The 22,309-nt window shown below is 34.3% G+C and carries 23 protein-coding genes and 1 pseudogene; 9 read left to right on the top strand and 15 right to left on the bottom strand.

The genetic code is table 11. From position 1 onward, the window contains the following. Positions 1–110 precede the first annotated feature (110 nt). The 3 genes from ACKJXD_RS09870 to ACKJXD_RS09860 are packed head-to-tail and all read right to left on the bottom strand — an operon-like array spanning position 111 to position 3,367. Positions 111–1,259 carry an ABC transporter permease gene (locus ACKJXD_RS09870; protein ID WP_430876237.1) on the bottom strand — a complete coding sequence of 383 codons (1,149 nt, stop codon included), beginning with the start codon at positions 1,257–1,259 and terminating at the stop codon, positions 111–113. A gap of 3 nt (positions 1,260–1,262) precedes the next feature. Further along, the gene (locus ACKJXD_RS09865; RefSeq protein WP_220216134.1) at positions 1,263–2,414 is read right to left on the bottom strand and encodes an ABC transporter permease; all 1,152 of its coding nucleotides are present in this window, start codon (positions 2,412–2,414) and stop codon (positions 1,263–1,265) included. Further along, complete coding sequence (locus ACKJXD_RS09860; RefSeq protein ID WP_430876202.1) at positions 2,396–3,367, bottom strand: HlyD family secretion protein; 972 nt, start codon at positions 3,365–3,367, stop codon at positions 2,396–2,398. The genes ACKJXD_RS09865 and ACKJXD_RS09860 overlap by 19 nt, the downstream gene beginning before the upstream one ends. A gap of 336 nt (positions 3,368–3,703) precedes the next feature. Between ACKJXD_RS09860 and ACKJXD_RS09855 the strand changes: the two genes are divergently transcribed. Together ACKJXD_RS09855 and ACKJXD_RS09850 are read left to right on the top strand one after the other, a co-directional pair. After that, complete coding sequence (locus tag ACKJXD_RS09855; RefSeq protein ID WP_430876201.1) at positions 3,704–4,993, top strand: NAD(P)/FAD-dependent oxidoreductase; 1,290 nt, start codon at positions 3,704–3,706, stop codon at positions 4,991–4,993. 129 nt (positions 4,994–5,122) lie between these two features. After that, complete coding sequence (locus ACKJXD_RS09850; RefSeq protein ID WP_430876200.1) at positions 5,123–5,728, top strand: YiiX family permuted papain-like enzyme; 606 nt, start codon at positions 5,123–5,125, stop codon at positions 5,726–5,728. Here ACKJXD_RS09850 and rnhB read toward each other — a convergent pair. Genes rnhB through fabZ form a run of 4 tightly spaced genes read right to left on the bottom strand, consistent with a single transcriptional unit; the run spans position 5,725 to position 8,763 of the window. After that, positions 5,725–6,315 carry a ribonuclease HII gene (gene rnhB / locus ACKJXD_RS09845; protein WP_363317408.1) on the bottom strand — a complete coding sequence of 197 codons (591 nt, stop codon included), beginning with the start codon at positions 6,313–6,315 and terminating at the stop codon, positions 5,725–5,727. The two genes, ACKJXD_RS09850 and rnhB, sit on opposite strands and share 4 nt — an antisense overlap. Beyond that, positions 6,309–7,493: a lipid-A-disaccharide synthase gene (gene lpxB / locus ACKJXD_RS09840; RefSeq protein WP_430876199.1), complete on the bottom strand. Its 1,185-nt coding sequence runs from the start codon at positions 7,491–7,493 to the stop codon at positions 6,309–6,311. Before lpxB ends, rnhB begins: the two co-directional genes overlap by 7 nt. Beyond that, the gene (gene lpxA / locus ACKJXD_RS09835) at positions 7,493–8,272 is read right to left on the bottom strand and encodes an acyl-ACP--UDP-N-acetylglucosamine O-acyltransferase (RefSeq protein ID WP_430876198.1); all 780 of its coding nucleotides are present in this window, start codon (positions 8,270–8,272) and stop codon (positions 7,493–7,495) included. The genes lpxB and lpxA overlap by 1 nt, the downstream gene beginning before the upstream one ends. A 44-nt stretch (positions 8,273–8,316) precedes the next feature. Continuing rightward, a complete protein-coding gene (fabZ, locus tag ACKJXD_RS09830; RefSeq protein WP_255556783.1) occupies positions 8,317–8,763 on the bottom strand; it encodes a 3-hydroxyacyl-ACP dehydratase FabZ in 447 nt (148 codons plus the stop codon). Between the two features lie 220 nt (positions 8,764–8,983). Here fabZ and fkpA point away from each other — a divergent pair, with 220 nt between their 5' ends. From fkpA to tusC, 3 genes are read left to right on the top strand one after another with little or no spacing between them, the layout of a single operon-like run. Continuing rightward, complete coding sequence (gene fkpA, locus ACKJXD_RS09825) at positions 8,984–9,862, top strand: FKBP-type peptidyl-prolyl cis-trans isomerase (protein WP_220216140.1); 879 nt, start codon at positions 8,984–8,986, stop codon at positions 9,860–9,862. Positions 9,863–9,866: 4 nt separating this feature from the next. Then, positions 9,867–10,232, top strand: a complete 366-nt coding sequence (tusD, locus tag ACKJXD_RS09820; RefSeq protein WP_363317407.1) for a sulfurtransferase complex subunit TusD — start codon at positions 9,867–9,869, stop codon at positions 10,230–10,232. Between the two features lie 17 nt (positions 10,233–10,249). Continuing rightward, the gene (tusC, locus tag ACKJXD_RS09815) at positions 10,250–10,603 is read left to right on the top strand and encodes a sulfurtransferase complex subunit TusC (protein ID WP_430876197.1); all 354 of its coding nucleotides are present in this window, start codon (positions 10,250–10,252) and stop codon (positions 10,601–10,603) included. A 268-nt stretch (positions 10,604–10,871) separates the two neighbouring features. Here tusC and nagE read toward each other — a convergent pair whose 3' ends face one another. Beyond that, positions 10,872–12,371, bottom strand: a complete 1,500-nt coding sequence (gene nagE / locus ACKJXD_RS09810) for an N-acetylglucosamine-specific PTS transporter subunit IIBC (protein ID WP_430876196.1) — start codon at positions 12,369–12,371, stop codon at positions 10,872–10,874. 250 nt (positions 12,372–12,621) lie between these two features. Here nagE and nagB point away from each other — a divergent pair, with 250 nt between their 5' ends. From nagB to ACKJXD_RS09795, 3 genes are read left to right on the top strand one after another with little or no spacing between them, the layout of a single operon-like run. After that, a complete protein-coding gene (gene nagB / locus ACKJXD_RS09805) occupies positions 12,622–13,428 on the top strand; it encodes a glucosamine-6-phosphate deaminase (RefSeq protein WP_220216144.1) in 807 nt (268 codons plus the stop codon). A gap of 11 nt (positions 13,429–13,439) precedes the next feature. Continuing rightward, complete coding sequence (nagA, locus tag ACKJXD_RS09800; protein ID WP_220216145.1) at positions 13,440–14,582, top strand: N-acetylglucosamine-6-phosphate deacetylase; 1,143 nt, start codon at positions 13,440–13,442, stop codon at positions 14,580–14,582. 36 nt (positions 14,583–14,618) lie between these two features. Then, positions 14,619–15,848 carry an ROK family protein gene (locus ACKJXD_RS09795; protein ID WP_430876195.1) on the top strand — a complete coding sequence of 410 codons (1,230 nt, stop codon included), beginning with the start codon at positions 14,619–14,621 and terminating at the stop codon, positions 15,846–15,848. A gap of 66 nt (positions 15,849–15,914) precedes the next feature. On the opposite strand, the gene asd is transcribed toward ACKJXD_RS09795, so the two are convergent. The 3 genes from asd to ACKJXD_RS09780 all read right to left on the bottom strand — a co-directional run bounded on the left by asd (position 15,915) and on the right by ACKJXD_RS09780 (position 19,963). Beyond that, positions 15,915–17,018 (bottom strand): aspartate-semialdehyde dehydrogenase, encoded by a 1,104-nt coding sequence (asd, locus tag ACKJXD_RS09790; RefSeq protein WP_430876194.1) that lies wholly within the window; start codon positions 17,016–17,018, stop codon positions 15,915–15,917. A 252-nt stretch (positions 17,019–17,270) separates the two neighbouring features. Continuing rightward, on the bottom strand, positions 17,271–19,247 hold the full coding sequence (locus ACKJXD_RS09785) for a prolyl oligopeptidase family serine peptidase (RefSeq protein ID WP_430876193.1): 1,977 nt from the start codon (positions 19,245–19,247) through the stop codon (positions 17,271–17,273). A 413-nt stretch (positions 19,248–19,660) separates the two neighbouring features. Then, positions 19,661–19,963 (bottom strand): hypothetical protein, encoded by a 303-nt coding sequence (locus tag ACKJXD_RS09780; RefSeq protein WP_430876192.1) that lies wholly within the window; start codon positions 19,961–19,963, stop codon positions 19,661–19,663. A 371-nt stretch (positions 19,964–20,334) separates the two neighbouring features. Between ACKJXD_RS09780 and ACKJXD_RS09775 the strand changes: the two genes are divergently transcribed. Then, positions 20,335–20,487 carry a SymE family type I addiction module toxin gene (locus tag ACKJXD_RS09775; RefSeq protein ID WP_430876236.1) on the top strand — a complete coding sequence of 51 codons (153 nt, stop codon included), beginning with the start codon at positions 20,335–20,337 and terminating at the stop codon, positions 20,485–20,487. Between the two features lie 92 nt (positions 20,488–20,579). Here the strand turns inward: ACKJXD_RS09775 and ACKJXD_RS09770 are convergent, their stop codons facing one another. The 4 genes and pseudogenes from ACKJXD_RS09770 to ACKJXD_RS09755 all read right to left on the bottom strand — a co-directional run. Next, on the bottom strand, positions 20,580–20,996 hold the full coding sequence (locus ACKJXD_RS09770; protein WP_430876191.1) for an SMI1/KNR4 family protein: 417 nt from the start codon (positions 20,994–20,996) through the stop codon (positions 20,580–20,582). Between the two features lie 11 nt (positions 20,997–21,007). Beyond that, a complete protein-coding gene (locus ACKJXD_RS09765; RefSeq protein ID WP_430876190.1) occupies positions 21,008–21,274 on the bottom strand; it encodes an HNH/ENDO VII family nuclease in 267 nt (88 codons plus the stop codon). 153 nt (positions 21,275–21,427) lie between these two features. Continuing rightward, positions 21,428–21,790, bottom strand: coding sequence for a hypothetical protein (locus tag ACKJXD_RS09760; RefSeq protein WP_430876189.1), 363 nt, complete (start codon positions 21,788–21,790; stop codon positions 21,428–21,430). 10 nt (positions 21,791–21,800) lie between these two features. Further along, positions 21,801–22,309, bottom strand: a pseudogene (locus tag ACKJXD_RS09755) (hypothetical protein); the annotation flags it as partial.

The following is a 22,309-nucleotide window of genomic DNA, read 5'->3' as shown; positions in this document are numbered from 1 at the left end:
ATTACGCAAATTAACATTCGTTAATTGTCATCACTTTTAAGACAATTAACGAATAATTTGAGGATTGAATATTAAAAATAAAAATTCAAATAAATAAAAATGAAATAACGTTAAGATTTCAATCTAATTTTTCTCTTTCTGAAAAATTTGCGAATTCGACCTTCTCTTAATGCTGCAACAAGAATACCCATTACACTGTATATCGCACCTAATAAGAGTATCATCAATATATTATGCCAATTATCTGTTAGTCCAAGTCCCATTTGATTCACACCTGCAATCATGTTAGTTGCCCATGTTGATGGTAGTAAATAAGAGACGAATTGAACCCAATGTGGCATTGCATCGATTGGCCAAATGGTACCGGATAGATAAAAAACAGGGGTCGTCAAAAATGCTAATGTTAAATATATCATTTCGGTTTTGCGTAAACACTCAGTCAATAATTTACTCAATCCCAAGGCACCGAGTAATAATGGAAATGTCATAATTAATATTTCGGTGAGGCTAGCTAACTGACGATAACCCAGTACCCAAGGCCATAATCCAAAAAGCACGATGGATAAAAATAACCAAATTGGTAATAAACCACATAAACTACCAAAAATAACTATTCTAGGCGGCCTACCTTGTGGTAATGAATTTAACGTAATATTAGTCCGAGTTGCAGCAATTAAAAATGAATGTTGCAAAAGCATAACCAGTAAGCCAGGAAAAGTAATAGCCGCAAAACTAATCCCTGCATTATACAGCGGTTCAGTTTGACCTTTTATAGGTGATAAGATGATATTAATCTGTTTACCCGAAAAACCCGCATCACGCATTATTCGAGTATTATATTCAGTTAATATTTGCTGATAAATTCCTCTTATATCAACTTGTATCAAACCATTAGCTAACCGACTGGATGCATCACCGTAAGCAGGTATAGTCACTTCTTCACCATTTAATAATTTTTTCTCAAAATTTCTTGGTATGGTAAATACTGCAAATAATTTGCGATTATTTATATCATTATAGGCTTGTATTGAATTTTCATAAGTAATTACATCAATTTTTGAACTGGTATTCAATGCACGGACTAAATTTCGACTTGTAGCGGAATGATCCTGATCGACTATTGCCACCGGTAAATTAGTAATAGTGCCATTAATATAAACTAAGCTCATTAATAAAACTGATAAAAGTAACAATAACCACATTGGTCGCATCAACATGTAGAAGAAAAGTTTTATAAATGAAGACCAAAATATTTTCATCATTTAACTGACCCTTTCTTGTTGATGTAAGCGTTTAACTAAACGTTTTCTGACTAATACGGTTATAATTATTGGATAAATCATTAAAATACCGCAGGTTTTCAAAATAGAAAGATAACTTGAATGCCGTAAAAAGAGATCAAATAATTTATTTAGTGCATAAGTTAATGGCTCAAGTGAAGAAATAAATCTGGCTATCCATGGCATTGAAAGTTCGGGCACAACAATACCTGAATAGGTCAATGCCAATCCGACTAGCACACCGATATAGGTATACGCATCAATAGCCGTTTTCGTAAAGGTATACAGTAAAATACCAATACTTTGTGCCGCTATGACATAAAAAAACACCACCGTCATCATCGCAAATGGGGATCCTGATACTCTGGCATGAGAAAACAGAACTAACATCGCAATTTCGAAAATGAGTAACATAGTATACCAAATGGTATAAGGCGCTAATTTTCCAAGCACAAAGGGATAACTGGGACGTGTTCGTTTAGGTAATTGCGATAAAATATAAATTGTTGTGGTAACAACAAATAGCTGCAATAAATGGACTACCGCCGAAAACTGTTGAAAGTACATGGAATTACCACTGGCATTAAATAGCCCATCATAATTAAAATTTACTTTGGCAAGTGGAGGAACGGGTAATCCAATACTGGTGGCTAAAGTTGTTCGATATTCAGTATTTAAAGCGGCAATCAACCCCGAATAATCCATAATGGAGTATAATCCTGCGCTATAATATAACGCATTATAATAAAGCATAGGGGTTGGTTGACGACCAGATAATACATCCGCTTCAAAATTGGGTGGAATATATAATATGGCGTAAATTTTTGCTTCTTGCAAATCTCGTTCAGCGATTGAAAGCTGACTATCATAGTTAATCAGGTTTGCATGAGCGCCAGCATTCAAATTACGAACTATTTCACGTGACAATACACTTTTATCTTGATCTACATAACCAACAGGCAAATCAAATAAAACTCCTCGATAAAAAATACTGCTGATTAAAACAAAAATAATCAGTGGCAATATCCACATTAACCAATGAGAAGTAAAACGTTTAAAAATTTGCGCTACTTCATCATTGAATGCATCTTTAAAACGTGTCCAGAAATCCAACATTAGTTGTCCAATTTCCATAAAGTGCTCATCCCTGCACGTAAACCTTCAATCTGATTAATTGGATATAATCGGACTTCAAACGTTTTTAAATCAAAATCACCCGTTGCACGTGTAGCACGTTTAGTTGCATAGTCACCCATTGGGGCAATGTAACGAACTTCTGCTTCGATTTCTTTATTTCCTAGTGCAGGCACTTCTAATTTAATACGATCCCCTTTGTGAACATTTGGCATAATATTTTCTCGAAGATTAAACACAAAGTAGGCATCCGGTAAGCGAATCACTGTTAATAACGGACTATTCGCATTAAATAGTTCCCCTACTTCAGCCGGTATTGAACCAACTTCACCACCAACAGGGGCTTTAACTTGTAAATCGTCGTACTGAATTTGGAGCTGTTTTAGCTGCTCTTCGGCCTCTTTTAATTTCGCTGCATAAATTTCACGCTGCTCAATACGATCACCATTTTTAGCTTGATCTAAATTAGCTTGTGCTGATTGAACTTGTTGAAAAGCTGCATCACGAGTTTTTAACGCACTGTCTAAGATTGACTGTGATACATAACCTTTAGCTGAGATAGTTTTATTACGATTATACTCTTTCAGCGCATTATCATAAGTTACTTTAGCTTGCTCAAGTAACGCTTCATAATAACGAATACTTTCTTCTCGTGTTCCATGATTTGATAACGCAACCTGGGCTTGGGCTTGATCACGAGCTGCTTCGGCGGCTTTTACTTGAGCTAGTAGCTCCGGACTATCAAGTGTGATAAGTAAATCATTTGGTTTAACATCATCACCACGATTGACATGGATAAGCTGTACACGCCCCTTAGCTTTTGACGCAACACTAACATTAGGTGCATCCACCTCACCTTGCAAAATAAGCTGACTATTGTGTGAGCGTATTAAAATCGTCACTGAAATTAAAATAACGATTAACGCAAAACTAATAAATATTTTTTTATTCATAAAATTCTTTAGTGTGTGATATTAAATAGATAAGACATCGAGATGTTTAGAAAATTATATATTGACTAAAAATACATACAAGAACATTCTTTTTGCATTATACGAAAAGAGCTATATTTGTACAAGCTTACAAAACTTAATTCGAAATAAACACCTTATTTGCTTTCTATTCAATAAATATTAAACGCAGAGTATTTAATACAATAAATTATTTTTAATTATTGTAAATTAATATTTTAATAGGTTTTGTTTATAAATGTTATTAGTTAAAAGGCTATAGATAAAAACCTACTTATTTAGTATGATATTTTTAATTAGGATCGTAAGGTATTAAATATGAAAAAAATAATTATTGTAGGCGGTGGTGCTGGTGGATTAGAGCTAGCAACTAATCTTGGCGATAAGTTAGGTAAAAATAAACAGGCAGAAATTACGCTCATCGATAAAAATAGTTACCACATTTGGAAACCGCTACTGCATGAAGTTGCAACAGGTGCCATGTATGAACAAGTTGATAACATCTTCTTTTCTGAACAAGCAAAACAACATCATTTTGAGTTTACTCAAGGTACATTTACCAATATTGATCGTGAAAATAAGCAAGTTCTGATCAAGGATATAAATGATAATAACACTTCTCTATCATATGATATTTTGGTTATAGCAGTAGGCAGTACTTCAAATGATTTTGGTACGCCTGGTGTTAAAGAGCATTGTATATTTTTAGATGACCAAAATGCTGCTATCCGCTTACGTGAAATACTGCTATCAAAATTCACAAATTTCTGTTCAACTCTCGATACAGACGCTGACACTAAAGATGAAAAACTTCGCATTGCTATTGTTGGTGGTGGCGCAACCGGTGTCGAGTTAGCTTCTGAACTACCTCATATGGTTGAAACGTTCGGCGTATGTCGAAAAAACAAAATGTGTGCTGATTTCTTAGATGTATCTGTTATTGAAGCAACCAATCGTATTTTACCGGCGTTACCCGAAAAAACGGCATTAAGTATTACTAAAACCCTTGAAAAACGCGGTATTCATGTCTTAACGAATACCATGATTACTAAGGCCGAAAGTGATGGATTCTATCCAAAAGAGGGGGAAACCATTAAAGCCGATATTATGATCTGGACTGCTGGCGTTAAAGCACCTGATTATCTGAAAGAAATAGCCGGTTTAGAATCGAGTCGTTCAAATCAATTAGTTGTTAAGCCGACATTACAAACCACACGAGACGATAATATCTTTGTTATTGGTGATAGTGCTTATGCGATGCAAGATAGCGGTCGTGCATCTCCGCCCACAGCACAAGCAGCTAATCAAATGGCAAAAATTTGCGCTCAAAATATTGTCAGAATGATTAACAATCAAGCCATGAAGTCTTTTGTCTATACCGATAAAGGAACCATTATTTCTTTACACGATACCGCCCAAGGCGTGGTTAAGTTGATCGGCAATAAAGAAATGAGTGTGAAAGGTTGGTTTGCGTTAATTATCCATCGATTATTATATCGAATGCATCAAGCTAGTTTATTGGGTATCTTTAAAACTATCCGCTTTGCTCGTGATTGCAAAGCTAAATATAAAAGTAAATTTGCTTCTATTTTTAATCAGCAAAATTAATTATTAACCGAAATATAAACAACAGCTACTTGATAATAAATAATCCTCAGTAGCTGTTTTTTATATAGGATATTTAGAGAGTACTTTTCAACTCAATTCAAAATGTAACCATAGGAATAATAGGAAATTATGCGATTTATTTTAATTTTTATATTGTTATTTTCCTGTTTTATTTGTGAAGCAAATTATCAGCCAAAAGATGGCGATATTATTTTTCAATCGTCTCAATCCAGTCAAAGTAAAGCCGTTGAACAAGCAACAAATTCACCCTATAGCCATATGGGAATCATTTTTATAAAAAATGGTAAACCTTATGTTTTTGAAGCTGGGAGCAAAGTCGCTTATACACCATTAAAAAGCTTTATTGAAAGAGGAAAAAAAAGAAATTATGTAATCAAACGTCTTAAAGATCATAATTTATCTCTTAAGGAAACCAATAAATTAAAGCTAGTTGCAAAAACTTTTGAAAATAAACCTTATGATATCTGGTTTGGTTGGGATGACAATTATATCTATTGTTCTGAATTAGTTTGGAAAATTTATAATAGAGCACTTAACTTAAAAATTGGTCAATTACAAAATATCAAAGATTTCAACCTTTCATCTGCCGCAGTAAAACAAAAATTAAAAGCGCGTTATGGCAATAAAGTCCCTTTTCAAGAAACTGTTATTTCGCCTGTCGCTATGTTTAATTCACCGTTATTAATAACAGTAGACCAACATTGGTCGCCTTAGATAAGTAATAACTTTTTAACTGGAGCAAAACTTTTACGATATAGATGATTGATACCGTGCAGCTCAATTGCCATTAAATGATCCTTAGTGGGATATCCTTTATGTTTTGCCAGTCCATATTGGGGATACAATTTGTCTAATTCTACCATTTCACGATCACGCGTCACTTTTGCTAAAATCGACGCAGCACTAATCTCTGCCACCAGTAAATCACCTTTGACAACGGCTTGTGTTTGAATACCAAATTCAGGGCAACGATTACCGTCGACTAAAACAAAATCAGGTTGGATCGCAAGTCCAGTCACCGCTCGTTGCATAGCTAACATGGTAGCATGCAAAATATTCAATTTATCAATTTCCTCAACCGAAGCTCTTGCAATACACCAAGCTAATGCATTTTCTTTGATGATATCAAAAAATTGTTCACGTTTTTTTTCGGAAAGTTTTTTAGAGTCAGTTAATCCTTTGATTGGTTTATTGGGATCTAAAATAACGGCTGCCGTCACAACATCACCACAAAGTGGTCCTCGTCCAACTTCATCAACTCCGGCAATTAAGGTGGCATCAGGATAACTAAATTCTAACAACAAGGTGAATCCTCTAATACATCAAGTACAGCTTGAGCTGCTTGTTCATCAGCGTGACAACGAATTTGCTGATGTAATGATAAAAATGTTTTTTTAAGTTCACTATTATTTCCTTCTAAAAAAGGAATAATATGATTAGCAATATTTTCAGGGGTACAGTCTTGCTGTAATAACTCAGGTACAATTTCTTTACCAGCTAAAATATTAGGTAATGAAACATAAAGGGTTTTAACTAATTTTTTGGCTAACCAGAAAGTGAATGGCTTCATTTTATAACCCACCACCATTGGACATTTGGCTAGCATACATTCTAATGCTACTGTTCCGGATGCCAAAATCGCAGCATCACTAGCAATCATAGCTTCACGGGCATAACCATCTAACAGCTGAACTTTCAGCTCTGGTGCTATTTGCGTTTTAATCTGCTCAAATTCCTGTCGTCTTTTTTCATTGACTAAAGGTACGACTATATGCAAATCAGGGTAACGATCACGTAAAAGCTGAGCTGCTTGTAAAAAAGGGGCAGATAACAAGGTGACTTCCGCATGACGACTTCCCGGCAATAATGCTAGACAACGACCACTGAGCGGAATGCCTAATTGTTGACGCATTGCCACTTGGTCAGGTGCCAGCGGCACATCATCTGCCATTTTGTGACCAATAAAACGACAAGGGACATTAAACTTATCATAAAACGCTTTTTCAAAAGGTAAAAAAGCTAATATGAGATTAGTATTACGTTTAATTTTGAAAACACGTTTTTGCTTCCAAGCCCATACCGAAGGACTCACATAATGGATTGTTTTAATCCTTGCTCGCTTTAACTTACCTTCTAAAGAAAGATTAAAATCAGGCGCATCAATTCCAATAAAAATGTCAGGTTTTAATTCAATTAAACGTTTAGTAATATCACGACGTATTGCTAAAATACGTCGTAATTTTCCCAACACTTCTACAATCCCCATCACAGAAAGCTCATCCATTTCATACCAAGCTTGACAGCCTTCAGCTTGCATTAAAGGCCCAGCAATACCAACAAATCGAATATTAGGATGACGTTTTTTGAGAGAACGAATCAATCCAGCGCCCAAAATATCGCCAGATGTTTCTCCGGCGACTAAAGCAATAGTTAATAATTTGTTCGTTTGTGATTGGTTTGTAAAAGATTGAATAGTCATTAACGAATGATGCCACGTGTTGAACGTGCAAAAAAATCATTGAATAATTTTACTTCAGGGTATTGATTTGCAATAACATCAATTTCGGCTTTCGCTTCTTCTAAAGTTAATCCATTTCGATAAAGAATTTTGTAGCTATTACGGATAGCTTGTAAAGCTTCTTTACTGAATCCACGACGTTTTAAACCTTCGTAATTCACGCCATGTGGAGTAGCATGATTTCCTTGTGCTATCACATAAGGTGGCACATCTTGCGCAACACCTGAACAACCACCAACCATGACATGCGATCCAATGACACAAAATTGATGCACCGCAGTCATACCGCCAATAATGACATGATCATCTAACTGAACATGACCACCAAGTGTTGCGTTATTTGCCAAAATACAATGATTACCAATTTGACAATCATGTGCAACATGCGCATTAATCATTAGTAAATTATCACTGCCAATTTTGGTAATTCCGCCACCTTGAACTGTGCCACGATGAATGGTAACGCTTTCACGAATCATATTACGATCACCAATTTCAGTGCGCGTTGGTTCGCCTCGATATTTTAAATCTTGGTTAACCTCACCAATCGATACGAATTGATATATTTGGTTATCTTTACCAATTTTTGTATGGCCATTGATGACTACATGTGATTTTAAAAATGTCCCTTCACCAATTTCAACATTTTCACCAATGAAGCAAAAAGGTCCAATTTTGACATTGTCGCCAATTTTAGCCCCTTTTTCTACCACTGAACTTGGATGTATTTCCGTTGCCATAGCATTTCCTTCATACTGTTTTTGGGATATTTAAAAAATCAAAATTATTTACGAGCACACATCATCTCGGCTTCGCAAACTAACTTACCATCAACAGTTGCTACACCATGGAATAATGCAATTCCACGACGCTCTTTTATATACTCCACGTCAAGCACAAGCTGATCGCCTGGTACAACAGGTCGTTTAAAACGAGCTTTATCAATGGATGCAAAATAGTACAATTGTCCAGGTGATAATTCTTCTATACTTTTAAAAGCTAAGATACCTGTTGCTTGGGCCATCGCTTCCAAAATTAATACACCAGGAAAAATGGGTTTATTAGGAAAATGTCCCTGAAAGAAAGGTTCATTAACCGTCACATTTTTGATTGCTTTTAACGTTTTACCTTTTTCATAACTAATCACACGATCAACCATTAAAAAAGGATAACGGTGCGGTAATAAACTAATAATTTCTTCGATATCAAGGGTATTCAGTTCGGTAGTCAAAATAGCTATCCTTATATATTAATATAAACTTTCGACATTATAACTGAGGATGCCACTTGCACTCAAGGATGATTTAATCATCTTGAATACATTACTGAAAATGTTAATAAAACGTAAAAAAATTTTTATTACACAAATGATTGGTAAATAATATATTATCCTTTGATAAATAAGATATAATATTCAAAATAATAGAAAAATTTCAATCTGGAGAAGAAAAGTGAAATCATTTTTAAAAGTGACGCTAATTAGTAGCGCAATTGTATTAGCCTTAACTGGATGTGATGCTAAAAGCAATCCTAAAGATGTTAATAGTGCCAATCAATCAGAACAGACTACACAACAATCCACAAACACTACTCAGCAAATTACTGCTAATTCTGAACAAGTCGTTAACTCAGCAGAGCCAAAAGCCAATTCTGAAAAAGTAACTTTATCAACTCTAGCACAAAAAGAGTCTTATGCCTTTGGTTCATCAATTGCAATGAACTTAAAAGATAGCGAATTTGAGATCGATCCTGAATATGTGATCAGCGGTTTAAAAGAAACATTTAATAATCAATCACAATTATCAAAAGATGAAGTAAATACTATTATTAATTCACTTCGTGAACGCCTTTTAGAAAAAGCAAAAGCACAATTTGAAAAAGAAAAAGCAGATAATATTGCAAATGGTGAAAAATTCCGTAATGAATTTGCAAAACAAAAAGGAGTTAAAAAAACTCAATCAGGTTTACTTTATCAAGTAATTCAAAAAGGATCGAAACAAAAACCAAATGAAAATGACACAGTTATCGTTCATTATGAAGGAACTTTAGTTGATGGACGTAAATTTGATAGTTCATATGATCGAGGTCAAACTGTAACATTCAAACTTAATGAGGTAATCAAAGGTTGGACTGAAGGACTACAATTAATTGGGGTCGGTGGTAAAATCAAATTAGTAATCCCGCCTGAATTAGCTTATGGTAGTCAATATTATCCAGCTCAAGAAGATAAAGCAGCGATATTACCAAATTCAACGTTGGTCTTTGAGGTTGAATTATTGGGTATCGATGGTAATAATAATGAACAGTCTCAACCATCATCAAAAAAATAAGTTGATGACGTCATTAAGCTATACACTTGTTGTTTTGGGTCCTGCTTATGGGACCCAATCTGCTTATTGTGCGTATCAATTTGCACAAGCCTTATTGTTAAATACATCCCACACCATAAAAAATATCTTCTTTTATGCTGATGGTGTTTATAATGGTAATCGATATACCGACCCTGCCAATGATGAATTTGATTTAGTTAGCGCTTGGCAAGAATTAGCAAAAAAATATGATCTACCCTTAACAATTTGTGTTGCAGCTTCGCTAAGACGTGGAATAACCGAAGAGAATATCGCTGATTATTTTCAATTAACCGGTTTAGGCGAGCTAACAGAATCAATCACTTTATCAGATCGTGTCATTCAATTTTAAACATGACGGTTAATGAAATGAAAAACATTGCCATTATTATTAATTCCTCTCCTCATGGTAGTGCCAAAGGTCGAGAAGCACTTGATTTAGCTTTAGCATTGTCTGCTTTAAATCATATTACGGTCATTTTTATTGATAAAGGCATTTTTCATCTATTACCTGATCAGCATCCCGATCTCATTTTGATGCGTGACTATATCGCCACATTCAATATGCTTGAACTTTATGATATTGAAGATGTTTATGTGAGTGAGTCAGCACTAAAATCGCATAACCTTTCTGATTTCACCTTTAATATTACCACTAAAATAATTAACCATTACGATTTAAATCAATTGCTTGATGAGCAAGATGTCATTTTAACATTCTAATTTAATATTAAATTTTTAATCTGCTTCATTATTAAAAATTGTTTCGCCCACATCATCCTTTCAATTAAGACTAATCTCGTTTGATTAACATTAAACTAAGCCATATTTAGAAACGCAATAACTCATTATCAAATCAAACACAATGGAAAGAAATAAGAATATCGAAGGGTGATAAGAAATCAAGAAAAATAAAAACCCGCCTTATTTTGTCGTTAAGTATGACGAATAAGGCGGATTAATTAATAGTGATAGTTTAAGTAGTTATCGTTTAAACTAATTTTTTCATTTGATCTGCAATCTTTTCAGCTTGTTGACCTACAACAATTTGCACACCTGTTTTACCTAATTTAATCACAGCCATTGCACCTAATGCTTTAGCCGCTGCTTCATCAACTAAATCAGAATCTTTTACACTCAAACGTAACCGAGTGATACAAGAATCAATATTAGTCAGATTTTCCTTACCGCCAACAATCGCTAAATATTGTTCAGCAAGCGCTGTGGTATCCGCTGCTGTCTGCGCTGGTTTATCCGCTTCGTTTGTAGATGATTGTGCAGCACTGTCTTCATCTTCACGACCTGGCGTTTTAAGGTTAAATTTAACGATGATAAAGCGGAACACAACATAGTAAACCACAAAGAACACTAAACCTTGAAGAATAAGCATATACCAATGCACTGCCAGAGGATTTCCAGATTGCAGTAACATATCGATTAAACCGGCACTGAAACCAAATCCACATATCCATTGCATCGTTGCAGCAATAAAGAGTGAAATACCCGTTAAAATTGCATGAATAACATAAAGTACTGGCGCAACAAACATGAACGCAAATTCAAGCGGTTCTGTAATTCCCGTAAAGAATGCTGCAAAAGAAGCCGCTAACATAATTGATGCGGTTTTATCTTTATTGCCTTTTTTCGCTGTGTGATACATGGCTAAAGCAGCACCCGGTAAACCAAACATCATAATTGGGAAGAATCCTGCTTGATAACGTCCAGTAATACCTACAATAGCTTTACCAGAATCTATCGCACTTTGACCAGCCAAGAAATTTGGAATATCGTTAATGTTAGCAACATCAAACCAAAATACTGAGTTAAGAGCATGATGTAAACCAACTGGAATTAATATACGGTTAAAGAAGCCATACACCCCTGCACCTGCTGCACCTAAATTCTTAATCGATTCACCAAATTTTACTAATGCTTCAAAAATAATTGGCCAGATAAAATAAAAGATGACAGAGATAAGTAGCATCACGATAGAAACAATAATCGGAACAAGTCGTTTGCCACTAAAAAAAGCTAACGCTTTATGTAACTCAACCGTACTAAATTTGTTATAGAGTTCAGCTGAGATAATACCCACTAAAATACCAATAAATTGGTTATTGATTTTCGCAAACGCTGGAGATATTTGCGTTTGCCAACCATCAACACTGGTATCGACACCTTCAAAAAGTGCAATTGAATTTGGCGATAATAATGTTGTAATAATCAAAAATCCGACTAACCCAGAAAGTGCAGCTGCACCGTCTTTGTCTTTCGACATACCATATGCAACACCAATAGCAAATAAAATTGGCATGTTATCAATGATAGCACCACCAGATTTTATTAAAAATGTCGCCGCAATACTATTTGCACCCCATTCAACGCTATTGATCCAATATCCTATCCCTAGAAGTATTGCTGCAGCAGGTAGAACTGCAACTGGCACCATTAATGAGCGCCCAATACGTTGCATATAAGCTAAAATTCCCATAAGTTTAACCTCTTATATTTATTTAAACTATATCTAAACATGATGATTTGTTATGCATCTTCAGATATCAGTAAACGATCCATTCTATTTCATATTATATTATTTTACTTCGCAAATTAATTATTCAATATATGTGATTTTTATCACGCTTTTTTTTGATTAATTGCTCTAATATAGTAAAATACAGTCAACATATTTTACTTCAAAAAAAAAGAAGTGGTTCTAATTATATCAGAAAAGGTGGTATCTAATGAGGCTTATTCCTTTAGAAAATGCTCAAGAAGTGGGCGCTTGGGTTGCTCAACGTATTGTGAATAAAATCAACCAATTTAAACCAACAGCGGATCGTCCGTTTTTGTTAGGCTTACCAACCGGTAGCTCGCCATTAGTGATGTATCAACAACTGATCAAACACTACCAAGCAGGTGATGTCAGCTTTAAACATGTGGTGACGTTTAATATGGATGAATATGTTGGCATTCCAGAAGATCATCCTCAAAGTTATCATACTTTTATGCATGAAAACTTTTTTAACCATATTGATATCGATAAAAACAATATCCATATATTAAATGGTAATGCAACCGATATTGCTCAAGAGTGCCGTCAATATGAAGAAAAAATCAAATCTTATGGCAAAATCAATATTTTTGTTGGTGGTGTTGGTCAAGATGGACATATTGCTTTTAATGAACCGGGCTCGTCGCTTTGTTCACGCACGCGTATTAAAACACTAACTGAAGATACTCGCATTGCCAATTCACGTTTCTTTGATAATGATGTGAATCAAGTTCCAAAGCATGCATTAACTATTGGTGTCGCCACTTTAATGGATGCACAAGAAGTGATTTTATTAGTCTGTGGTCATAACAAAAGTTTAGCATTACAAGCCGGCGTTGAAGGTTCAATTAATCATTTATGGACAGTATCAGCATTACAAATGCACCCAGCATCTATTATTGTTTGTGATGAACCAAGCACTGATGACCTTAAAGTAAAAACATTAAAATATTTCAAACAAATGGAAGCAGACAATCTTAAAGTGACCATTTTATAAAGGATAACTCAATGTATGCATTAACAAATTGTCGTATTTATACCGGTTATGAGATTCTTGAAAATCATGCTGTTATTATCGACGGTGATAAAATTGACAAAATTTGTAAACAAGATAATTTACCCGACAATATCAAAATTGAAGATCTACAAGGAGCGATCGTTGCGCCTGGATTTATTGATATTCAAGTCAATGGATGTGGCGGTGTGCAATTTAATGAGACACTCGACGCATTAAGTGTTGAAACATTAGAAGCGATGCAAGCGACCAATCTTATTTATGGTTGTACTAGCTATTTACCGACTTTAATCACATCAACAGATGAATTTATGATAAAAGCGGTTGCGGTAATGCGTGAATACTTAGCTCGACATCCTAATCAAGCATTAGGCTTACATCTTGAAGGTCCTTATATTAGTCCTGAAAAGAAAGGGATTCATGACGAAAACATTATTCGTTTACCTTCGCAAAAAATGATTGATTTTCTATGTGAAAATGCTGATGTAATTAAAATCATTACTCTTGCGCCAGAAAGAGTTGAAAGCCATTTTATTAAACAATTAGTTAATGCAGGAATTCATGTTTCTGTCGGTCACTCCAATGGTCATTACGATGACTGTCGTCGTGGCTTCAATGATGGAATTCGATTAGGCACTCACCTATTTAATGCTATGCCTTATATTTCAGGACGTGAACCAGGCGTAGTTGGTGCAATCTATGATGAACCAGAAGTATATGTTGGTATTATTGCCGATGGACATCATGTAAGTTGGGCAAACATTCGCAATAGCCATAAAATTAAGAAAGATCACTTAATTTTAATTACGGATGCAATGTTGTTAGCCGGTTCTAATTTGTCTTCTGCTGTTTTTGCAGGTAAAACCATTTATTATAAAGATGGGCTATGCGTTGACGATAAAGGCACACTTGGCGGCTCTGCATTAACCATGATTGATGCAGTTAAAAATGCTGTTGAATATGTGGGTATTGCTTTAGATGAAGCCTTAAGAATGGCGACACTTTACCCAGCAAAAGCAATCGGTGTGGATAAACAACTTGGTAGTATTAGTGAAGGTAAAATTGCCAACTTAGTTGTTTTTAATCGAGACTTTACGATAACTAAAACGGTTGTTAATGGAGAAATCACCCGTTAGAATATCAGATAATTAATGATAGTATTGAGAAAAAATATGACATTTAATTATCTGAATTTAGTTGGAAATGCTGAACTAATTAAACAATTAAATTATGCTATGATTTATCGTTTAATTGTTCAGCAAGCTCCCATTTCTCGTATCCAGTTAGCCGAAATCAGTCATTTAGCCCCAGCCAGCATTACTAAAATTACCCGACAGCTACTTAAGAATAAACTAATAAAAGAAGTTGATGCCCAGCAATCAACTGGTGGAAGACCAGCGGTTTCCATTCAAGCCAAGTTTGACTATTATCAAGCCATTGCTATTCAATTAAGTCGTTCACATGTCACCATTGAACTCTATGATCTTGGAGCAAACAGCTTAGTTTCTGAAGTGTATCCTCTTACCGTTTTTATACAGCAACAAGCACAAGAATATTTAATTACATTAATTGAACAATTTATTCAAAAAAATAGTAAAAAGATTAAGCATCTTATTGCTATATCGGTGGTTCTACCTGGATTGATTGATTCTGTAAGAGGAATTGTTCGATATACACCTCATATTCAAGTTAACGCATGGCCTTTAGCCGATATATTGCAGAAACAATTTAATGTTTCTATTTTTTTAGGTAATGATATCCAAAGTCTAGCATTAGCCGAAAATTATTTTGGCTCTACGCAAGATGTTGATGATTCAATTTTGATTCGTGTTCATCGTGGTGTCGGATCAGGTGTTATTGTCAATCAACAATTACTGACTAACCATAATCAAAGTGCTTGCGAAGTGGGACATATTCAAGTCGATGCGTTAGGTGAACGCTGTCATTGTGGTAATTTTGGTTGTTTGGAAAACCGAGTTGTTAATGATGCCATTGAACGACGAGCAAAACAGATGATTGATCAAGGTTATACGACTAAATTAACAAAAGATTGTTGTGATATCGTCAACATTTGCCAATTAGCCAATCAAGGGGATGAGCTTGCCATTAAGTTAGTCAAAGATGCAGGCGAAAATCTAGGTCGAGCAGTAGCGATTATGGTCAATATTTTTAACCCACAACGAATTGTATTAGCAGGTGAACTCACCAAAGCGACAGAAATACTTTTAGATACAGTAACTAGCGCTTTAAACTCATTGAGTTTAGAAGATTTAAGAAAGAATCTTTCAATCAACTGCTCTTCACTCAATGACCGCTCGGCAATTGGTGCATTTGCTTTAGTGCAACAAGCGTTATTTAATGGATCACTTTTGATGATTTTGCTCGAACATGATGCAGCATAAATAACTTTTTAAATTCAAAAACAGCCCGAAAAAATCGAGCTGTTTTATCATGCCATCGGTTAACCATTATGCTAAGATGCGTAACATCCTCCGTAACGGTTCTGCTGCCCCCCACAATAACTGATCCCCAACGGTAAATGCTGATAAATAGTCTTTACCCATATTTAGTTTACGCAAACGACCAACAGGAGTGGTTAATGTACCAGTAACGGCTGCTGGGGTTAACTCTCTCATTGATAATTCTCGATCATTGGGTATCACTTTCACCCAATCATTATGTGCAGCAAGTAATTTTTCAATTTCCGGCACGCTAATGTCTTTTTTCAGCTTGATGGTAAATGCCTGACTATGACAGCGCAAAGCACCAATACGAATACAGAGTCCATCTACAGGAATAATTTGATTGGTACCTAATATTTTGTTGGTTTCAGCTTGCCCTTTCCACTCTTCTTTACTTTGTCCATTATCCAATGCTTTATCGATCCAAGGAATTAAACTCCCAGCAAGTGGTACACCAAAATTATCGGTTGGCAAACTTCCATCACGCATTTTTTGGGTTACTTTACGTTCAATCTCTAAAATAGAAGAATGTGGATCTTGTAGTTCTTTGGCAACTTCGGCATTTAACATCCCCATTTGCGTTAAAAGTTCACGCATATGGCGAGCACCACCACCAGAAGCTGCTTGATAAGTTGATACCGACACCCAATCAATCAAATTTTCAGCAAATAAGCCACCCAGTGACATTAACATTAAACTGACTGTACAATTCCCGCCGACAAACGTTTTAATACCTTTGTCCAATGCAGTTTGAATATTCGCTTTATTGACAGGATCTAATACGATAATGGCGTCATCTTCCATACGCAATGTAGATGCGGCATCAATCCAATATCCTTGCCACCCAGAAGCACGTAGTTTTGGATAAATTTCGGAAGTATAATCTCCACCTTGACAAGTCACGATAATATCTAACGCCTTTAATGCTTCAATATTATCGGCACTTTGCAATGTTCCTGTTTTACCGCCAAAACTAGGTGCAGCTTGCCCTGCTTGTGAGGTCGAAAAGAAAATAGGATTAATATAATCAAAATCGTGTTCTTCAACCATACGTTGCATCAGAACCGACCCCACCATTCCACGCCATCCAACAAAACCAACATTTTTCATATTTTATTTCCAAAAGTAGATGTTATACCAAGAGACTTTTTTACTATTAAAGCAAAATATCATCATAAAACAAGCAAGATAAGAATTATTTTTGTAGGTTATAAAATAATAACATGGCGTTATATTTAACTCGTTTTTAGAACTCAATATTTCGTTTAAAATAATGGTGTTTTTATTGCTAATAAGAAACAACTAATGGCGTTATAAATATAATTTTAGTTATCTTTTTTCATTAAGATTTATATAAGATTACTATTCACTATCTGTTTTCCAAAAAAAGAATGTCATCATATATAAAAAGTTATCCATAAAATGTCCACCATACTTATCGGTAATAATAAAAACCCTTTCATCTTGTTGACGCTTAATATCATTAAGTCTTGCTGCAAATTTAGCACTTTGCCATGGTGAAACGCGATCATCTTGTAATCCTACCGACACCATGACATTAGGATATTTAACACCTTCTTTTAAATTAAGATAGGCATCAATATTAATTAAATTTTCTAACTCATGTTTTTTAAAGGGTGAACCAAATTCCTCAAAATTAGCCATTCCTATTGGAATTTTATCTAATCGACTCATATTCAACATGCCAACCTTAATTGATGCAGCAGCAAAAAGATCCGGACGTTTTATTAATGCCATACCTATAACAATACCGCCAGCACTATTTCCACTTATCACCAATTTAGAGGATTGAGTATAATGATAATGAATTAAGTATTCAGCGCATTTTATAAAATCATTAATTGAATTTTGTTTTTTATAACCTGTACCATCATAATGCCATTTCGGACCTAATTCTCCCCCGCCTCTCACATGAGCTATGGCAATTATGCCACCTTTTTCAAGCCATATTAAACGTGAAGCATCATAATTGGGGAATTCACTTTCACCATAGGCACCATACACTGTTAACCAAGTTGGTGCACTACTATCAAATTTCATTCCTTTTTTATAAATGAGTGTTAATGGAATGAGTGTTCCATCATTTGATTCAACCCATTTTTGTTCAGATTCATATTCTGAAAATAAAGCATGATCTGAATTTAAAATTTTAGAATCTTCAATTAACTGATTATTCGGATGATAACGAAATATTTTGGGTGGGCTAGTCCAACTTTGTTGCGTAAATAAAATCTCATCTTGATCTGAATTCGTAAATATAGCCGTTACTTCATTATTATTTGAAATAGGAATCGATTTAATATTATGAATATCTGAAAAAGGAATAGACACAAATTTTAATTGCTCAGAATCATGATAGGTGAGATAAATTGCATCTTTATTGGCGACAAAATTCGTTAATTCTCCATTTTGCCATTCAATAATTTTTTCTTCTGATTGATTGATATTATTAAGATTAACCCGAAAAATACTATAGCCTGAATAATCATTATATTTAACCAAATATAACCAATTATCTTTTATCAAAAAATCCGTAACATTCTCTTTTCTATCGATAATTTTATTCCAACTAACATTATTTTTATTAAGGTTCTCTCGAGGTAATTTGTATAAATCAAGATTATAGCCTGATAATGAAGATGAAGAGCAAGCAATCGCCCAATTCGAAGAAAGTGATAAAGATGTATTTTGATCTGTTCTGGCGTTATAGTTCGACAGCTGATCTTTACCAAAAATTACGATATCTTTTTTTGTATCAGAACCTAAACGATGAAAATAAATTTCCTCGATTCCGGCTTTTATATTTTTGGCTTCGAATAAATTATTTCTATGGTAGAAAAAAGATAAATTATCCTCCGCCCACAATAAATTTGTGTCAGTAATGCCCGATAAGTTATCTGGAAGATGTGTTCGAGTTTTTAAATTAAACACTTTTATTGTAGAAATATTCGAACCATTTTCAGAAATACTATAAGCAATATATTGCCCATCATAAGAAGGATAGTAATCATAGATACCGTAACCAACAGGAGGATCAATCAATAGTGTTTCTTTACCAAAACGATCTTTCACAAAGAGACGATTATAAGGATGCTGAGCTGTTTGTTTAAAATAAAAAGTGTTATTACCTTGTAATCTAATATAAAAAATTACTGGTTCAGTTCCATATTCAGTTAATTCTTCAAGTCGTTTTTTAATCGGAGCAAACCAATCCAACTTTTCAAGAATATTGACTGAACGATCGGATTCAGATAATAACCAATTATGCATTTTTTCTTGCTCAGTTTCCATCCAAGCATATTTATCAAACGCTTTCATTGGATCTAATTGAGTATCGCTATCTATTGCAAAGCAATTAAATACTATTATGAATAACAACAAGATAATAGAAATATTTTTATTAAGTATAATCGATGGATATCTTCTATTTATTTTGTCTAATATTGATATATGAAATTCTAAATTTGATCTATTTTTTCCAATCATTATTATTCATTACCAAACTTATCGTTACCTAGCTTCGTTCATATTTGAACATACTTCTATCAAAAAGATAAGTGATATTAGATATATCGTTGTTTGAAACGATATATAATTTAAGAATATTTACTAAACAATTCAATTTTTCAGTTTTGTCTAACGCTTTTTGCTTATCAAATATCTGTTTCAGCAGATTATTCGCATTCTCAGTATCCCGACTTAATTCATTGATAGCCTATTTTTGCTACTCTTTATTGTGGATGATTAACTCGCCTTTTTTCAACCGCCGATTTTGTCGTGCTTGAGTCACTATCACTGTTTTGATAAGCCGTTGGGACACCCGGACCTCCGATACCCCCACTCACCGAAACATGCGTCACTTTAAAGTCTGCCTTGTTTTTTATATCACTGAAGCTGATGGTGCCGGTATCAAGTTTGTTCTTACTTTTATCTTCCGCTTCCGACGCTATCACCGCACCTTTTAAGTCAGTATTATTGCCCACATAAATATCATAACCGCCTTTTCCGGCAAATATCCCCGACTGGTCTGTCACACTTGCCCATTTACTGTCTATATTCGTTGCTGATATCGAACCATTGACACTAAATCCTGAGCCTGCCGTGCCACTGACCGAGGCACTGATTTTCTCGTAGTCGTAATCATCCGTATCTTGCAGTGACTGAATATTCAGTTTTAAAACTGAAAGCTTTTAAAGATGTTTCAGGAGATTAAGGAGTTAACGAAAGAAGATTAAATTGTGATTAAAATATTTTTGGATATCTTTTTAACCAAGAAGTTGATTCAACTGCTGGCTAACTAAAGCACTGAAGTAAAACAATACGAACAAACAATAACCAACTACTATTGCTATCCACAACTAACTTCAAAGAAGTTAACTATGGATAAGACATATTCTAAGCTACAATCAACCACAGACAAGGCACAAAACCCAACCCCAAACCACAACTGACCATTAAGGGGCGCTGGCTGGAGCATTTTGGTTTTTATGTGGGCTGCCCTGTTATTATTAAGATTGAACAGTGCAAGTTAGTGATAGAGATTGATTTGAAACTTTAAAACGATATAAAAGAACTCTATCCATTTTAATTGGCTATTTTCATAATTTATTTAATAATGATCTTAATTCTAAATTTTGACTAATAAACTATTTAATCTCCATTAATCCATACTTGTTCTACCCAATCTGCAAGATCTTCCCAAGAATCATTGCTATAGCCATCTGGTGTCCAATAATGTACTTTACCATTTGGAAGTAAACAATAATAGCTACCATTATCCTCACATATTGGTAGCCAATCTTCAGGTAAACCTAGCTCCCTTGCTTCATTCAATACTAATGATAATTCAGAAGGATATTTTTTTTCTTTTGTTACTAATAATAATTCAATTGTTCCATAAAAGATATTATCTGCTTCTTTAAGAAGCTTTCTGTAATCTTTTGGTAAACAAAAGTTAATTTCTTTCTCATAATTATCAAGCAAATTATCATCAGGAAGAGGGGCATCAATTACCTCTCCATTTGATAATTTTTTTAAAAGTTCAATAACGTTATTTAGATCACTCATTGATACTCCCATTATTTAAAATCATTTGCTCTATTTTTCCAATAATTAGAGCGCCATTTGTTAAACTGGTTACGATTTATTCCCGAAAGAATGGTATTTGGATTAATATGAATTCTATCACCATATTGTTGATGGAATGATTGTGTAACTTCCGCTATAGCACCATCTTGCCGTTGAGTCATATGATGTAAATTAATTAGTTTTTTATCATAGCCTATTGGTGCTCTCCCTTGTTCCATAAGCTGTGAGTTTGTTTTTCCTGATTTAGGATCAAACAAATCATTACGTTGATAAACTTTATTACCATTATATCCTATAGGATCTTTGCTCCAATATTTTCACTTTTGTCCAAAATATTTTGCTACAAATAAAATTGCAATACAGATCAAGAGATACGTAAAAATCCCCAATCTGGTGATCGGGGAAATTTATTAAATTAATTCTTCTCCATTAAGCAGTATAATAATATTTTCTTTTCCTAGCTCTGTGCGTAATAGATCTGCTATTTCAGATGTGTTCATTTCCGGAAAGGATTTATCATTAACAGATATCATAAAATAAGATTTTGGTTCTTTAAGACCAAATTCCTCAGCAATTAACAATTTAGTCTCTTGATTATATCTTTCTGTACGATCGTCAATGAGTTCAATTTGTTGATTATTTAGAATATTATGTGCGTCATACATTATATATGATAGACTAAACAAATGATTAAATTTAAATTTAATCAAATCTAACTTTGACTGTAACACGTTGGTTTCTATTTTGGTATAACATGTTATATCGATTGCCATTTATTTATCCTTATTTAATTCTTGTAGGTTTTCCTGATTGATCAATGACAATGACTTTATCTAACCCTTTCATTGGCCAATCATTAAATTGTTTTTGCAAATCGCCAACACTTACTTTTGTATCGGCCAAATTAATAACAACACTTTTTGTTTGACCTGCATTTATTTTTTCTAATGCTCGGTCATAGATATTACGAACCGAATTTGTTTTAGGGGCAATATTATCAAATATCTCACCATTTATTTTATAGTCAGAATTTTTTAATCCAGGAATAATGGGATTTTGCTCAACATGATAACCATTGTTTGCAAGAATTTGAGCACTTTCATTTTCTCTCATAATTGAGCGTATATTGTCAGAACTACTTGAATGTGGTAATTGAGTTGGTTTTCCGGTTAAAGATCCTCCCGTCCCCTTTCCAGCATTAATTTCTTGTTCTTTTTTTACATGGTCACCAAAATTACTTGATTCATTACCTTTTTGGTTTTTTGCAACATTGGATTCTACATTACCTTTGA

This window comes from Gilliamella sp. G0441 (genome assembly GCF_050589305.1).
Lineage (GTDB): Bacteria > Pseudomonadota > Gammaproteobacteria > Enterobacterales > Orbaceae > Gilliamella.
Note: the sequence above shows the minus strand (reverse complement) of the source record. Positions and strands in the feature narration are given on the sequence as shown.